Genomic DNA, 15,490 nt, shown 5'->3' with positions numbered 1-15,490 from the left:
GTAAGTGCCCCATCACTCAGTGGAGCCTGCCAAACTTGGACCATGAGCTACCCGACGCAGGCACGGGTCGATCTGGCCGCCATCCGGCACAACGTGGCCGTGGTGCGCGAGCGCGCCCCAGGCGCGGAGATGATGGTCGCGGTGAAGGCCGACGGCTACGGCCATGGCATGGTGCCGTGCGCCGAGGCGTGCCTGTCGGCCGGGGCCGACCGGCTGGGGACGGCCTTCATCGAGGAGGCGCTGGTCCTGCGGGCGGCGGGCGTCGAAGCGCCGATCCTGTCGTGGATCATCGGCCCCGACGACCGCCTGGCCGACGCGCTCGACGCGGAGGTGGAGCTGTCGGCGGGGGCGGCCTGGCTGGTCGACGACATCGCCAAGGCGGCCCGCCAGACGGGGCGGGTGGCCCGGCTGCACCTCAAGGTCGACACGGGCACCTCACGCGGCGGGGCGTCCGCCGCCGACTGGGGCGACCTGCTCGACCGGGCGCTCGCCGTCCGGGCCGAGGGCCTGGTGGAGATCGTTGGGCTCTGGTCGCACCTGGCCTGCGCCGACATGCCGGGGCACCCGTCGATCGAGGCGCAGATCGCCCGGTTCGACGAGGCGCTGGCGATGGCCGAGCGGGCGGGCGCGGGCGGGTCCCACGTGGTGCGGCACCTGTCCAACTCGGCGGCCACGCTCACCATCCCGCGCGCCCGTTACGACATGGTCAGGCCGGGCATCGCGATCTACGGCCTCAGTCCGGTCCCGGAGATCGACGACTTCGGCCTGCGCCCGGCGATGACGCTCGCGGCCACCGTGACCCTCGCCAAGCGCGTCCCCGCCGGGTCGGGCGTCTCCTACGGCCACGTCTACGTCACCGAACGCGAGACCACGCTCGGCGTCGTGCCGATCGGTTACGCCGACGGCATCTCCCGCCGCGCCACCAACCTGTGCGAGGTGCTGGCCGCCGGGCGCAGGCGCAAGGTGACCGGCCGCGTCTGCATGGACCAGCTCATGATCGACGTCGGCGACGACCCCTTGTCGGCAGGAGACGAAGTGATCCTCTTCGGCCCCGGCGACCAGGGCGAGCCGACCGTCCAGGAGTGGGCCGACCACCTGGAGACCATCAGCTACGAGGTCCTGACCGGGATCGGATCGCGGGTCCGGCGCGTTCACACGGAGGGAAGCGGGCCGGCACCGGCTCGCTGACGAGCGGGAAGAGGCGGAGGCGGCAGGAGTGACCAGTGCGGGGGCGCGGTTGGGATTCTCGGACGTTCAGGGCAGAATGCCCCGAGATGTCGTGAACCCGGCGCAATCCCATGCCGGGCACCTCGATATCCCGAGGAGGCCGGGATGAGCATTTGGCGGAAGGCCGGCATCGCGAGCGCGGTGGTCGGCGCCGCGTCGGCGGGCGTGGCCTCGGTGGCCCTCGCCAAGCGCTACGCGGTGGGCCGGATCCGGCTGCGCCCCGACCCCGAGGCCGGTGAGCCGTTCGGCGAGGTGGGCGGGCGCGAGGAGATCGTCCTGACCTCCGACGGCGTCGCCCTGCACTGCCTGGTGGACGGCGTCGAAGACGTCCCGCTGACCGTCGTGCTGTGCCACGGCTACACGCTCAACCTCGACTCCTGGCACTACCAGCACCGCGACCTGCGCGAGACGCACCGGGTGGTGCTCTGGGACCAGCGTTCCCACGGCCGCTCCGAGCGTTGCACCCCCGAGGGCTCCACCATCGACCGCCTGGGCGAAGACCTCGCCGAGGTGCTCGACGCGCTGGTGCCGGGGCCGTGCGTGCTGGTCGGCCACTCCATGGGCGGCATGACCATCATGGCGCTGGCCGACCGCCGTCCCGAACTGTTCGGCGACCGCGTGCGCGGCGTCGCCCTGGTCTCCACCTCGGCCGGACGGCTGGCCGAGGTGACCCTCGGCCTGCCCGCGCTGGTCTCCAAGGCGGTGCACAAGGTCGCGCCCAGCGCCGTGTCGGCGATCGGCCGCCGCGGCGCGCTGGTCGATCGGGGCAGGCAGGCGGGCAGCGACATCGCCTTCCTGGGGCTGCGCCTGTTCGGCTTCGGCGACTCGGCCAACGCCAGCCCGACCGTCGTCGACTTCGTCGAGTCGATGATCCGGTCCACGCCCACCGAGGTGATCGCCGGCTTCTACCCGGCGCTGATGTCGCACGACAAGCTGAGCGCGCTCGGCGTCCTCGACGACGTGCCGACCGCGATCATGGTGGGGGAGAAGGACTGGCTGACCCCGCCGGAGCACTCGCAGGCGATCGCGGCGGCGCTGCCGCGCGCCCGCCTCACCGAGGTCCCCGGCACCTCCCACCTGGTGCAGCTCGAACGCCCCGAGGTGGTCAACGACGCGCTGCGCGACCTGCTCAAACGAGCCGACAGGGAAGGATGATCCGGATGCAGGACCGCCGGGTGGCGGCCACCGCCGACGACATGCGGGCGATCGGCGCGGAACTGGCCGGGCTGTTGCGGCCGGGCGATCTCGTCCTGCTGTCCGGCCCGCTCGGGGCGGGCAAGACCACCCTGGTCCAGGGCCTGGCCGACGGCCTGAAGGTGCGCGGGCCGATCACCTCGCCCACGTTCGTGATCGCGCGGGTCCACCCGTCGCTGCACGGCGGCCCGGCGCTCGTGCACGCCGACGCCTACCGCCTCGGCGGACGCCTGGAGGTCGACGACCTCGACCTCGACGCCTCGCTCGACGAGTCGGTGACCGTGGTGGAGTGGGGCGAGGGCCTGGTCGAGGGCCTGGCCGACGAACGCCTGGAGATCGCCATCGAGCGTCCCGCCGAGGCGGACGGCGAGGGCGACGAGGAGCGGACCGTCCGCCTGCGCGGCGTCGGCGCCCGGTGGTCCGGCGCCATATCCGCCAGGTAGCTCTTACGTTTTCGGCCTCCACGCGGGTCGTCTTCCTGGCACGCTTGACCTCAGTCCCAGTTGGTATAGATCATCGGTCTTGAAGATCGCTTGGGGCGGGTTGACCTGATTAATCAGGGTATCAGTGTGGTTGGGCGATCGACGTTGGACGGCGAAGTGGAGCACGCGGTGTCATCGGTGAGGACGATGTCGAGGATCAGGCGTGTCACGGCCGTCGGGGCCATCGCCATGTTCGGTGTGATGGGCTGTTCGGCGGAGGCGGGCACCGGGTCCCCCACACCCGCCGCGACCCCGACCGACGCGGGGGCGTCGGCCACGCCGTCCGGTCCAGGGCGGCAGAACATCACGGTCCGCCTCAACCCCGACAACGTGATCGAGGGCGAGGAGTCCACCGTGTGGATCCTCGCCAATTGCCCCGTCCCCGACGGAGGCCCCGAGCACAGCGGCAGCGCCACCTCCGACGCCTTCGTCCGTGCCGTCACCCTCGACCCCGTGCCGCCGCCCACGCCCACCGCCTCGGCCGACGGCCAGTCCGCCCCCGTGCCGTGGGTGCGCGGCGAGGCCCAGGTGCCCAGCAGCATCGACGCGGGCCGCTACAACGTCGACGTCCGGTGCGAGGGCACCAACGACACCGGCAGGGCCCGCCTGCGGGTCGCGGCCGAGTCCGGCGACAAGGACGACGACAAGGGCACCGTCGTGCCGACCAAGGCCCCCCGAGCGGGCGGCGGCGGCACCGCCGCCGGATCCGAGCAGGACGACTCCGGCCTCTCGCCCGGCCTGACCGCGATCATCCTCGTCGTCGCCGTGGCGGGCGGCGCCGGCCTGGCCCTGGTACGCCGTCGGCGCTCCTAGCCACGACCGCACGACGAACCACGAACACGCGATTCCGGTATGGCAGACAACCGGTGGGGCAGGATCATTCTGGCCGGCGCGATCACCGGAGCCGTTCTGGTCGCGGTGAACCGGGGCGGCGACGACGAACGCGCCGCCCCGCGCGCCTCCGTGGTGCCCCGCAGCATCGACATCCCGTCGCTGAAGCTGGAGGCGCCGCTGATGAAGCTGGGCATGAACGACGACGGCGAGGTCGAGCTGCCCCCCTACGAGAAGCCCGACACCGCCGGATGGTTCCGGCACAGCGCGGTCCCCGGCGACAAGGGCGCATCAGTGATCATCGGCCATGTCGACACCAAGACCGCGCCCGCCGTCTTCTACAAGCTGCGGCAACTGCGCAAGGGGCAGGAGATCCGCGTCGAGCGCAGCGACGGCAAGGTGGCCAAGTACCGGGTCGAGTCGGTGGAGCAGGTGGACAAGGACCGCTTCCCGGCCCGCCGCGTCTACGTGGACGAAGGGCTGCGGCTGGTCACCTGCGGCGGCACGTTCGATTGGGCCAAGCACGAGTACCGCGACAACATCATCGTCTACGCCTCCCTGGCGAAGCCCGCCTGACCTGCGGATCTGTGCCCGCGGGGCGCGGCCGGCGCCCGTAAAGCGCTGGCCGATCCCGGCGCGGTGACGGCCGCGCTGGCCGGGTTCACCGGCTTCCTGCTCTGGAAGTCCGGGGAGCCCGACCCGCCCGGCCTGCCCACCGTGCGCGCCTTCCAACGGGGCCAGGGCGCGGTGGCGCTGGACTCGCTGCGCCTGCGCACCGGCTGGGACGCCTGATCGGCGCGGGCTGGAACGTTCGAGTGAACGGCACGGGCATCGCCGGGAGCCGCTAGGCTTGACATTCGTGCTGGTCCTGGCCTTTGACACGGCGACCCCCGCCGTAACCGCCGCGCTCCACGACGGCGAGCGCGTCCTCGCGGCCTCCACCGCGATCGACGCCCGTCGGCACGGTGAGCTGCTCGTCCCCGCCGTCCAGGCGATTCTGGGCGACTCGGGCGTGACGCCCGCCGACCTCACCGCCATCGTCGCGGGCACCGGCCCCGGCCCCTACACCGGCCTGCGGGTCGGGCTCGTCACCGCACAGGCGCTCGCCACCGCCGTCGGCGTCCCCGCCTACGGCCTGTGCACGCTCGACGCCCTGGCCTTCGAGAGCGGCCTCGACGCCCCCTTCCTGGTGGCGACCGACGCCCGCCGCAAGGAGGTCTTCTGGGCCCGCTACGCCGACGCGCGCACCCGCGAGGCGGGGCCGTCCGTCGATCTGCCGCGCGATCTGCCTCCCGGCCTGCCCGTCGTGGGCGCGGGCGGGCGCATGTACGCCGAGATCGTCGGCGCCGACCGCCTGGCCGAGGCTCCAGAGCACCCCTCGGCGGGCGCGCTGGCCGCCCTCGCCGTCGAGCGCATGGCCGCCGGTGAGACCCTCGGCCCCGCGCTGCCGATCTACCTGCGCCGCCCCGACGCCCGGGTCCCGGGAGCGCCCAAGAAGGTGACGGCATGAGCCGTCCCGCCGCCACGCTCCGCCAGATGACCGACGACGACCTGGCCGTGGTGCTGGAGCTCGAACGGGACACCTTCCCGTCCGACGCCTGGAGCGAGGCCATGCTCCGCGCCGAACTGGCCGACCAGCCGCGCACCCGCCACTACGTGGTGGCCGAGCTGGACGACGAGATCATCGGCTACGCCGGGCTCGCCGCCGCCGGAGACCAGGCCGACGTGCAGACCATCGCGGTGACCGCCGCGCACCGGGGCACCGGCGTGGGCGGGGCGCTGCTGCGCGAGCTGATGAAGGAGGCGCTGCGGCGCGGCGCCGCCGCCGTCTTCCTGGAGGTCCGCGCCGACAACCCGCAGGCTCGCGCCGTCTACCAGCGGTTCGGGTTCGAGGACATCGGCGTGCGGCGCGGCTACTACGACGACGGCACCGACGCGATCACGATGATGAGGAAGCTGGATGGCTGACGAACCACTGGTGCTCGGCATCGAGACCTCCTGCGACGAAACCGGCATCGGCATCGTCCGCGGCCACACCCTGCTGGCCAACACGATCGCCTCCAGCGTCGAGGAACACGCCAGGTTCGGCGGGGTGGTCCCCGAGGTCGCCTCGCGGGCGCACCTGGAGGCCATGACGCCCGCCGTGGAGCGGGCGCTCGGCGAGGCCGGGCTCGCCTTCACCGACATCGACGCCATCGCGGTCACCGCGGGTCCCGGGCTCGCCGGGGCGCTGCTGGTCGGCGTCGCGGCGGCCAAGGCGTACGCGCTGGGTCTGGGCGTCCCCCTGTACGGGGTGAACCACCTGGCCGCGCACGTCGCCGTGGACCAGCTCGAACACGGCCCGCTGCCCCGGCCCTGCGTGGCCATGCTGGTCTCCGGCGGGCACTCCTCGCTGCTGCTGGTGCCCGACGTCGCCCGCGACGTGATCTCCCTCGGCTCCACCGTGGACGACGCGGCGGGCGAGGCGTTCGACAAGGTCGCCCGGGTGCTCGGCCTGCCGTTCCCCGGCGGCCCGTACATCGACCGCGCCGCCCGCGACGGCTCCGGCACGGCCATCGCCTTCCCGCGCGGCAAGTACGACGACGGCACGCTCGACTTCTCCTTCTCCGGCCTGAAGACCGCCGTGGCGCGGTGGGTGGAGGCCAGGGAGGCGTCCGGGCAGGCCGTCCACGTGCCCGACGTCGCCGCGTCCTTCCAGGAGGCGGTGGTCGACGTGCTCACCCGCAAGGCCATCGCCGCGTGCCGCCGCTACGACGTGCACGACCTGCTCATCGGCGGGGGAGTGGCGGCCAACTCCCGGCTGCGGGCCCTCGCCCAGGAGCGCTGCGACGCCGCCGGGGTGCGGCTGCGCGTGCCCCGGCCCGGGCTGTGCACCGACAACGGGGCCATGGTGGCCACGCTCGGATCAGACCTGGTGCGGGCGGGCGTCGCGCCGTCCACGCTGGGCATCCCGGCCGACTCGTCGATGCCCATCACGACGGTGCACGTCTAGCCGTTCAGTCCTTGCCCTGGCGTGAGGGGCGCAGCAGCGCCTCGGCCAGGGCGAGCATGGTCTCCTCCAATGCGGCCAGGCGGCGGGTGAGATCGGCGTGCGCGGGCTGGACCACCTCGCCCACCACCTCGCTGAGCCGCTCGCCGTCCGGGCGGCTCTTCACCAGTTCAAGCAGCGTGTCGGCGGCCTTGGCCAGCGACTCGAAGCGCACGGCGTGCTCCTCGCTGTGGGTGGTGAGCAGCTCGCCGACCCGCTCGCCGATGTTGAGCGACGACGGGAGCCTGCCGATGCGCTGGTTGACCGCCTCCACGTGATCGTCCACCGCCTCCATCTGCTCCCTGGTCTCCTCGGCGTCGGCGGCCAGGCGGGCGAGATGGGCGTTGACGCCGTCGAAACGGCCGTCGATGGCGGACAGCCTGCCGTCGAAACGGGAGTCGAGCCCGATGATCCGGGCGTCGGCCTCACCGACGCGGGTGCCCACCCGCTCGACCTGGGTGCCGACGCCTTCCACCCGCGCGTCCACGTCATCGACCCGGGCCCCGAGCCCCCTGACGTGCGCACTGACGTCCTCGACCCGCGCCTCCACCCCTTCCATCAGGGCGCCGACCCCTTGGACGCGGGCCGTCATGTCCTCCATCTGGGCACCCACGCCCTGGACGTGGGTCGTCATGCCGTCCATTTGGGAGTCGAAGCCCTGGACGCGGGTCTCGACGCCTTCCAGCCGGGTGCCGAGCCCCCCGACGCGGGCGCCCACGCCGTCGATGCGCTCGCCCATCCTGGTCTCGGCGTTGGTGACCGTCTCGCCGAGGCGGGTCGCGACGGCGTCGAGCCGCGCGCCGGCCCGGCTCTCGGCCGCCTCCACCCGCTCGGTCATCCGGGCCTCGGCCGCGCTCAGCAGCGCCGCGACCCGATCGACCCGCTCGCCCAGCGCCGCGATGTCGTCGTCGTGTCGCTGGGACAGGTCGGCGACCGACTTGTCGAGGCGGCTGAACCGCCCCGCGGCAGCCTCCATGCTGCTCTGGAGCTGGCCCAGGCGGGCGGCGAGGTCGCCGATCCGCTGGGAGATGCCCTGGGCGCCCTCCACCACCGTCGCCAGCCGGGACAGGGCCTCCTCCATGCTCTCGCCCACCGCGCCGACGTCGGCCCACAGGCTGGGCAGCTCGGCGACCGGCTTGACCTGCTCGCCGACCGAGTCGACGCGGACGCCGACCACGTCGACGTGGTCACGGATCGCCTCGATGTGCTGCGCCAGGCTCTCGGCCCAGGTCGGGGGCCGGGTGGCGATGTCGTCGAGCCGTCCGGACACGGCGTCGAGGCTGCCGGTGAGCCCGCCCAGCTCGCGTTCGCGGACCTCGCGCAGCAACCACTCCATCCCCTCCAGCCGCTGCCGGATCTCGTCGAGTACCGCGCCCTGCGTGCGCTGCTCGTAGACGTGGTCCTGGGCGGCGCGCGCGAGCAGTTCGCGCATGCGGTCGGAGACGGCGGTCTGGCTGCCCGCCTGCAGCACGGTGTTGCTGGAGTGATCCACCGAATGGCTCCTTCACTCGCCGACGTCGGCCGCGCGGCGGTGGGATTGTCGGGATCCCCGGAGCCCGGACGGCGTGCGGTTCGCCCGGCCTGGCCGATCTCGCCCGTGTCGATGGAAGGTGGTCTCCGAGGCTCCAAAACTGTAGCCCGTCAGGGAGCCCGCGTACTCCGGTAATTGAAAACTTTGCGATTATCCCGGAATCGTCCCTATTTTAGGGGCTCGGTGACTTTCGCCGGAACCGGTGTGCAAAGGAGTGTGATCGGTTTCTCCGCAATTCTGGTAAGCACTACGACAAGGGAATTATCACCAGAAAGCCGCAGATCGCGTCGCAACCGCTCGACGTCCACGGCGGACCCGCGCTTCTTCACCGTGAGCGTCCCGACCTTGCGCTCCCGCAGGGCCGCGCGCAGCCGCTTTAGCGAGAAGGGCATCACGTCCTCGATCTCGTAGCAGGACGCCCACGGCGTGGCCACCGGCTCGTCGCCCGTGATGTAGGCGATCCGCGGGTCCAGCAGCCACCCGCCGACCGAGGCCGCGATCTCGGCGACCAGGTGCGCCCGGATCGCCGCGCCGTCCGGCTCGAACAGGTACCTCCCGGCGGGACCGGTCGCGGGCACCGGGGCGTCGGGGTCGGCGAGCATGGTCTCCCCGGACGGCAGCAGCGTGGCCCTGCGCAGAAACTCCTCGCCCGGGGCGGCACGGCCCCCGAACGCCCCGGCCGCCTCGCCCAGCCAGATCACCGCCTCCTTGACCTCCCCCCGGTAGGACACCCACTCGGTCTCCGACCCCTCCGGGACGAACTCGTACGGCAGGCCGGGCGCGACCTTCAGGCACGCCCCACGCGCGGCCGACGCCAGCGCCAGGGCCTGGGGGAGCGGTGGGGAGTAGGCCATCGGGTCGAAGATCCGCCTGGCGGAGCTCCGGCGGGCGGGGTCGATGAACAGGGCCCGGTGGGCGTGGGGGTCCACGTCGGCGGCGTCGGCCGTCCGGACCTCGACGAGCGAGGCGAGCCCGAGCGCCGCAGCGTTGGCCCGCGCGACGGCGACGGCCAGTGGATCACGGTCCAGACCGAGCACCCTCAACCCCGCCCGCGCCAGCTCGATCGCATCGCCCCCGATTCCGCAGCAGACATCGGCCACGGCCCCGTCGCCAGCCCGGTCGGTGAGGACGGCGGCGACACGGCGGGCGCGGTGGCCGGCCACCTCGGGGCGGGTGGCCTGTTCGAGGCCGTCCGGGGTGAAGTACATGCGCCCGGCGTCGTGGCCGAACTTGGCGACCGCGCGCGAGCGGAGCCCGGCCTGGGTCAGCGCAGCCGCGGCCAGCTCGGCGGGATGGTCGCGGCGCATCGAGGTCGCGGCGGCGACCGGGTCGTTCCTCGACACAAGCTCCTCGGCCGCCGCCAGGGCCTCCTGCCCACGGGACGTCAGGAGCTCAAGAAATGCGTCAAGGTTCATGTTCCCGACGCTATCGCAGGGTGTCACCCCCTCCGGTCGCGAAGGGCGGAAATAACCGGATATGTCCTGTCATATAGGGCATAGGCGATAGATCTTGCATAGCTGTGATTAGCAGACATCCAACGGAAACCTCGCCGGTGTGCAAATAGGGTACAAGTAGGCGATGGTAGGAAAAGAAATGGTGTTGTTTGTTTTTCGGGAATCAGAGGTATTCAACATGACGGAAGAAATCGAGTGGCAAGCTGGCGTAACGCGGTTCGGAACGACCAGCACTTGCCCGGCAAGCACGAAGTACGGAGTCGCAAAGCGATGATCAGGAAAATGACAACCGTCGGCTTTTTGGCCGCGGCCCTGGCCATGACCTTCGCCACCCAGGCGAACGCGGGCACCGAGCCCAAGCCCGAAGAGAAGAAGAAGGCCGAGCCCACCAGCGCCGTCTACTACGTCTACCTGTGCGACGTCGCCAAGAACGCCCCGGTCGGCCAGTGGGTCGGCACGTCGTTCGACGGCATCTACAACGCCGAGGACAAGAAGCATCGCAGCAAGACCTGCAACCGGGTCACCTACACCGAGAAGTCTTTCAACGAGGACTTCAAGAACAAGAAGATCAAGGACTCTTTCGACCGCGAGGTTGAGATCGAGAAGTCCTTCAACGAGGACGAGTCCACCCGGGAATCCTTCAACAAGGAGGCCACGGCGAAGGACTCCTTCAACAAGGAAGAAGAGTCCCGCCACTCGTGGGAGAAGAAGTACGAGCACAACTCGTATGTCGACGTTGACAAGCACGAGGCCGAGCACAAGTGGCCCAAGAAGCACGAGCCCGAGCACAAGTGGCCCAAGAAGCACGAGCACAAGAGGTCCGGCGCCGACCCGGTGGTCTGGAACTTCAATGACTCCGTGGCGTCCACGAGCAGCGCGAGCAACCAGAACTAAGTGACGACGTGCGCACCCGGCTCCCGACAAGCTGGGTGCAGTGCGGTTGGGCCCACGGGGGGCCGGCATTTGTTCATGCCGGCCCTCTCGCGTCCGCCACCCCCGACCATCGACCGCCACCGTCAGGGACCCAAGGCCGTTCGCACAACCCTGCCGTCCCTACCCCCCACGCCAACCCAAGCCACCACGCCCCCGCGTGCCGCCCGCATTCCCCATAGGCCGCACGCCCCGCCACCCCCGCCGCATGTTTCCGCCTGCGCGCCACCCACCGTCGGCTCTGCCGTCGCTGCTGCTGGGCGGACGCTGATCGCCCTCGCTGCGCTCGGACTGTTCTTCTTGGGTCGGGCTCGCCCGACGCTTGCGCCATCGGCTGGTCGCTTGGACGCCGTGTACGGCCTGGAGAAGGCCCGCTGATGACACCGGCTGTCCGTGGCCAGTAGAAGCCCTACACGTGGCCGGTTCGGAGTCACCGCTGATGGCCCGTTCAGGTCCCCGCTTCGCCGGCTCGGCCGGCCTCCGCCAACGCCCGGCCGCGCTATGCGCCGCGTACGGAGACGCGGCGTCGCCGACCCCGCTGGGGGCGGTCGGCGTCCGCCTCAGCGGGTCGAGGACGTGCGCTCGATCCCGGCCGTCAGAGGCGGCACCGCCCCAGGCCCGCCCGCCGGGGCAGGCGCTGATACTGGAACCGCCGCATGCCCCACCCGCCCTCTGCCGGGCCATGCCCTCGATCGGCTCGGGAGGCCCTGCGAGCGGGGTGGACGGCTTGCGGTGGCATGGGGGCACGGGGCGGAAATGTTTGTGCCCATGAGAGGTTTGCTGATATGAGGTCCAATTTGTGATGGTAAGGGCATCCAGAATGTCCTATTTATTGTCTTACGGGTATACCGATGAGGCTTAGGCTTTCTTTACCGCTATTCTCTTGCTTTTAGTGCAATGTCTCAGGTCTACTGATTAGTGGCTCCGCTCGAAGGGGACGGGCCGGAGTCGTCAGACAGATCCAACAGGAGATTGACATGCTCAAGAAGTTCATCGTCAGCGGTGCCGTGGTCGCGGGCTTCGCTGCCCTGAGCCTCGCCGCTCCGGCGTACGCCAGTGATGAGTACGACAATGACGTTGCCACCCAGAGCGGTAACACGATCGTCTGCGGTAACCGCACCATCGGCGACATCAGTGTTCCCATTCTGAACCTCGCCCCGGTCACGTTCTCCAACAACGAGGCGACGGACTGCAGCATCCGGACCAACCAGAACTAAGGGTGCTTCTGACGTACCTCACGGAGTCGGTGGCAGCGCATCGAGTTGCTCGCGGTCCGTAGGCGAAACCTTTCAATTTGGCCTTTATGGCCAGTCCGTCATTTCCGGTCGGGCGCTCTCCCGCGTGTGGGCCCACGACCGCCGGATGTGGCGGACGGCCGAGGGCCGGTTGGCGCGAAAAGGGTTTGCTCAGCAGCGGATCCGTATATCGCCAGACCTGGTCTGATTGTTCACGCTCGGCGCGTTGAGAACGTCGGGGATCCGCCGCGTGATCGTGGGCTGCGGACCTTCGAGGGGATACACCTCCGATGCCATGAAATCCCGTATGGGGGACGCATCGGCTACGCGAGGATAAAGTTGGGTTTGCGGGTGCCACGGGGAAAGCCGTGGCACCCGCTCTCTTTCTGCGTTCTGGCAGGTCTCGGCCTGGCCGGTTCTGGTATGAGAGTTTGTCGTCGGGTACGGCTGGGTCAAGCCGTCACCCGCTTCGCGTTAACCTCGGCACGCATAGAGCCGTGATTATCTGGGAGGCGCATGGCCGGGCTTTGATATTCTTTTGAGGTCGTTTGAGTGCTGATTGGCTTGCCGTTCTTGTCGAGCGTCGATTTACTGGCTAGCGGCTCGGCCTTCAGGTGGTACGAGCTGAATTCTCATTCCGAGATCGATCGGGAGATCTAGATGCTCAAGAAGCTCGCACTCAGCGGGACCATGATCGCCGCATTTGCCGGCATGGCTCTCGCTACGCCGGCCCAGGCGGCCACGCCGTGGCCCGGCGGCGAGAACAACGCCTCGCAGCAGAACGGCAACACGATCACCTGTGGCAACACGGCGATCGGCGACGTGGCCGTGACCCTTCTCAACCTGACCCCGGTGACCCTTGCCGACCGCAAGTCGATCGACTGTGGCGTCCGGGTCAACCAGAGCTGAGACGTTGACCCTCAGTTGACCTTCAGTTCCCCTTCATGACCGGTGGCCCGAGCGGAGGCCGGTAGGGAACTTCGTGGCGAGGGCCTTCAGCCGGCCGTCCGCCTCCTTGCGGCCATCGCCCGGGGATGGTGGGAGACGATGGCAATGCATGGCAACGCACCATCGTCGATCTTCTCCCCCTGCCGAGGGCGAGGGCTCGGAGGAAGACGGCCATTGCCGCCGCGCGGTCGAGAGCAGGCCCTTCTCGACGCGCGGGCTCTGGGCGGACCGCGCCCGACGGCGTGCGTCCGCGGAGCACGCGGAGATCCGCCGGATATGGCTGTCCGGCGGATGGCGGTCCGACGGAGGAGGCCACGGCATCCGGAGGAACGTCCTCTTTCCAGGACGGCCTGCCTGCCGGGCGACCGGAGTTCGAAGTGGGTTCGGTTGTGCGGGCACCGCTGCTCACGCCGCGGTGCCCCTTTTTTGTGCGTGCAAGGACCGATTTGTCAGAGTGTGCGGCATACGTGGGGATGAGGGGAGAAGGTGCATTTCTGGTTGATTGCCGTTTCTTTACGGCAATAACGATGCTATTGGCTTGCTGTTCGGGTCTGCCGCAGGTCTACTTGCTATCGGTCCCGTACCCATTTCTGGGTGCCGGAACCTCATGCAAGATCGATCAGGAGAATTCAAATGCTCAAGAAGCTCGCAATCGGCGGGACTCTGGCGGCTTTCGCGGTCGCGGGAATCGGCGCACCGGCGATGGCCGCCACGCCTTGGCCGCAGGACCAGGACCTCAATACCAGCACCCAGTCCGGCAATGTGGTCGTGTGTGGCAACAGCACCATCGGCGACATCTTCATCGGCCTGCTGACCCTGGCACCGGTCACCGTTTCCAAGAAGGACCCGGTGGACTGCAGCATTCGCGTCTACCAGAACTGAACCTCGTTGCTTGAGGTCGTTCGCGAAAGGTGACTGGACGCGGACGCAAACGCGGACCTCGGGCCAGGGGCCTTGATCGACCGGTCTTCGGCACCGGATCCGCCTTCCGTGCGAAGGCTCCGGGGGAGACACCGGTGGGAGACCTCCTGACCGGGGTCTCCCCCTTTTCCATGTACCGACCCCCTTCTGCTCCACGCACCGCCCGATCCTTATTGATCTTCATTGATCTTCCCGGCAGGACGGCGGACGGCCTCCGGGGATTCCGGATAGTCCATGCCGCGCCTCATCGCCGGTCCGGATGTGGCCGCGCCGGCCGTGTCAGGTTCAGGACAGGGAGTCGGCGTCCCTGGCATACGGCCACAGCCTCTGGGTGCATTACGGACAGGGGCCGCCCATAAATAGGTGAGCAGCCATCCTCATCCCACGATCACGGTATCTAGCTGGGCAGATCTGGACACAATCCACCAAGCATCGCATGTAGCCAATTCTCCTATTGCTCCCCCCAAAGCATGCGTGGGCCCGTGAATTCGGCACTGTTTCGTCTCGCCAGGATGGTGATTTGCCTTTTCTTTACGGCGGTTATGGTGCAATTGGCTTGCTGTTCGTGTCCCGGATCGGTCTACTGGCTACCGGCTCGGACCTTCAGGTGGTACGAGCTGGATCCTCATACCGAGATCGATCGGGAAGTTCGGGAGATTTAGATGCTCAAGAAGCTCGCATTTAGTGGCGCGGTGCTGGCGGCTTTCGCCGGAGTGGGGCTTGCCGCTCCGGCCCACGCCACCGTCGGGCCCGACGAAAACAACGTCGCTCAGCAGTCGGGCAACGTAATCGTTTGTGGCAACAGTGCCATCGGCGACATCACCATCCCGCTGATTCCGCTCTCTCCGGTTACCATCAACTCTCAGAAGCCCGTGGACTGCAGCGTCCGGGCGTACCAGAACTAACCTGGTATCCGTGATCAGAGGAAACCTGATCGACCACATGAAGGAGCCGGCGCCTCGAAGGCGCCGGCTCCTTCGTGCGCGAGGCCAGGGCGGGCCGGGAGGCCAGTGCGGGTCCGGTGGGTGTGGCTCGTGCGCGTAGGGTGGATGGTGGCCACACGTGTGGCGTGGAGCGTAGTCGTCCGTGCCGTCCAGGCGCACATTCCTCTGCGAGCGGACAGGACAGGGTCTGACCTGCGGGCGGTTCGTGTTGACGACTCGCGCCCCCTTGCATACTGTTTCGTGTTGGCACTCTGCCTATGAGAGTGCCAATGACAAGCGACGAGGCAGGTCTGACACCCGCGACGGCAGGCCGCTGGTCGCCTCTTCTGATCATCGAAATCTGAAGGGGAGGTCCGATCGTGACGACCGCCACCAAGGTTCCCGTTAAGCCGCTCGGCGACCGCATTGTGGTTCAGCCGCTTGAGGCCGAGCAGACCACCGCCTCTGGCCTGGTCATCCCGGACACCGCCAAGGAGAAGCCGCAGGAGGGCAAGGTCCTCGCGGTGGGCCCCGGCAACTGGGATGAGGACGGCGAGAAGCGGATTCCGCTCGACGTCAAGGAGGGCGACATCGTCCTCTACAGCAAGTACGGCGGTACCGAGGTGAAGTACAGCGGCGAGGAGTACCTGGTGCTCTCCGCCCGCGACGTGCTCGCCATCATCGAGAAGTAAGCGCCCACGGGGCCTTACTCACATGACGTATCCAAGCCCCGGGCAGCACGTCAGCCCGGGGCTTCGATGCGTCTCCCGCTGTACCCCCGGAGCC

At 69.2% G+C, this 15,490-nt stretch carries 17 protein-coding genes; 15 read left to right on the top strand and 2 right to left on the bottom strand.

Annotated elements, in window-relative coordinates; translation table 11 throughout:
• Nucleotides 1-42 precede the first annotated feature (42 nt).
• The 9 genes from alr to tsaD all read left to right on the top strand — a co-directional run bounded on the left by alr (nt 43) and on the right by tsaD (nt 6,726).
• Entirely contained in the window at nt 43-1,188 is a 1,146-nt protein-coding gene (alr, locus tag P3X83_RS02435; protein WP_277302807.1) for an alanine racemase, read from the top strand.
• A 144-nt stretch (nt 1,189-1,332) separates the two neighbouring features.
• Entirely contained in the window at nt 1,333-2,382 is a 1,050-nt protein-coding gene (locus tag P3X83_RS02430; RefSeq protein ID WP_277302806.1) for an alpha/beta hydrolase, read from the top strand.
• Between the two features lie 5 nt (nt 2,383-2,387).
• Nucleotides 2,388-2,864 (top strand): tRNA (adenosine(37)-N6)-threonylcarbamoyltransferase complex ATPase subunit type 1 TsaE, encoded by a 477-nt coding sequence (gene tsaE, locus P3X83_RS02425; protein ID WP_277302805.1) that lies wholly within the window; start codon nt 2,388-2,390, stop codon nt 2,862-2,864.
• 186 nt (nt 2,865-3,050) lie between these two features.
• Nucleotides 3,051-3,716: a hypothetical protein gene (locus tag P3X83_RS02420; protein WP_277302804.1), complete on the top strand. Its 666-nt coding sequence runs from the start codon at nt 3,051-3,053 to the stop codon at nt 3,714-3,716.
• A gap of 39 nt (nt 3,717-3,755) precedes the next feature.
• Nucleotides 3,756-4,310: a class F sortase gene (locus tag P3X83_RS02415; protein WP_277302803.1), complete on the top strand. Its 555-nt coding sequence runs from the start codon at nt 3,756-3,758 to the stop codon at nt 4,308-4,310.
• Nucleotides 4,311-4,373: 63 nt separating this feature from the next.
• Nucleotides 4,374-4,526, top strand: a complete 153-nt coding sequence (locus P3X83_RS02410; protein WP_277302802.1) for a hypothetical protein — start codon at nt 4,374-4,376, stop codon at nt 4,524-4,526.
• Between the two features lie 67 nt (nt 4,527-4,593).
• A complete protein-coding gene (gene tsaB / locus P3X83_RS02405; protein ID WP_277303502.1) occupies nt 4,594-5,244 on the top strand; it encodes a tRNA (adenosine(37)-N6)-threonylcarbamoyltransferase complex dimerization subunit type 1 TsaB in 651 nt (216 codons plus the stop codon).
• Nucleotides 5,241-5,702, top strand: coding sequence for a ribosomal protein S18-alanine N-acetyltransferase (rimI, locus tag P3X83_RS02400; RefSeq protein WP_277302801.1), 462 nt, complete (start codon nt 5,241-5,243; stop codon nt 5,700-5,702). Before tsaB ends, rimI begins: the two co-directional genes overlap by 4 nt.
• Nucleotides 5,695-6,726, top strand: coding sequence for a tRNA (adenosine(37)-N6)-threonylcarbamoyltransferase complex transferase subunit TsaD (gene tsaD, locus P3X83_RS02395; RefSeq protein ID WP_277302800.1), 1,032 nt, complete (start codon nt 5,695-5,697; stop codon nt 6,724-6,726). The genes rimI and tsaD overlap by 8 nt, the downstream gene beginning before the upstream one ends.
• A gap of 4 nt (nt 6,727-6,730) precedes the next feature.
• Here tsaD and P3X83_RS02390 read toward each other — a convergent pair whose 3' ends face one another.
• Nucleotides 6,731-8,254 (bottom strand): hypothetical protein, encoded by a 1,524-nt coding sequence (locus P3X83_RS02390; protein WP_277302799.1) that lies wholly within the window; start codon nt 8,252-8,254, stop codon nt 6,731-6,733.
• Between the two features lie 206 nt (nt 8,255-8,460).
• Nucleotides 8,461-9,708, bottom strand: a complete 1,248-nt coding sequence (locus tag P3X83_RS02385; RefSeq protein ID WP_277302798.1) for a class I SAM-dependent methyltransferase — start codon at nt 9,706-9,708, stop codon at nt 8,461-8,463.
• 321 nt (nt 9,709-10,029) lie between these two features.
• Between P3X83_RS02385 and P3X83_RS02380 the strand changes: the two genes are divergently transcribed.
• The 6 genes from P3X83_RS02380 to groES all read left to right on the top strand — a co-directional run bounded on the left by P3X83_RS02380 (nt 10,030) and on the right by groES (nt 15,396).
• Nucleotides 10,030-10,641, top strand: coding sequence for a hypothetical protein (locus P3X83_RS02380; RefSeq protein WP_277302797.1), 612 nt, complete (start codon nt 10,030-10,032; stop codon nt 10,639-10,641).
• A 1,013-nt stretch (nt 10,642-11,654) separates the two neighbouring features.
• Nucleotides 11,655-11,894 carry a hypothetical protein gene (locus P3X83_RS02375; RefSeq protein WP_277302796.1) on the top strand — a complete coding sequence of 80 codons (240 nt, stop codon included), beginning with the start codon at nt 11,655-11,657 and terminating at the stop codon, nt 11,892-11,894.
• Between the two features lie 678 nt (nt 11,895-12,572).
• Nucleotides 12,573-12,821, top strand: coding sequence for a hypothetical protein (locus P3X83_RS02370; protein WP_277302795.1), 249 nt, complete (start codon nt 12,573-12,575; stop codon nt 12,819-12,821).
• A 672-nt stretch (nt 12,822-13,493) separates the two neighbouring features.
• Complete coding sequence (locus P3X83_RS02365) at nt 13,494-13,742, top strand: hypothetical protein (protein ID WP_277302794.1); 249 nt, start codon at nt 13,494-13,496, stop codon at nt 13,740-13,742.
• 701 nt (nt 13,743-14,443) lie between these two features.
• Nucleotides 14,444-14,686: a hypothetical protein gene (locus tag P3X83_RS02360; protein ID WP_277302793.1), complete on the top strand. Its 243-nt coding sequence runs from the start codon at nt 14,444-14,446 to the stop codon at nt 14,684-14,686.
• Between the two features lie 395 nt (nt 14,687-15,081).
• A complete protein-coding gene (gene groES / locus P3X83_RS02355; protein WP_093171720.1) occupies nt 15,082-15,396 on the top strand; it encodes a co-chaperone GroES in 315 nt (104 codons plus the stop codon).
• The last annotated feature ends 94 nt before the right edge of the window (nt 15,397-15,490 follow it).

Source organism: Spongiactinospora sp. TRM90649 (genome assembly GCF_029382225.1).
GTDB lineage: Bacteria > Actinomycetota > Actinomycetes > Streptosporangiales > Streptosporangiaceae > Spongiactinospora.
This window is presented reverse-complemented; position numbering and strand designations above follow the sequence as displayed.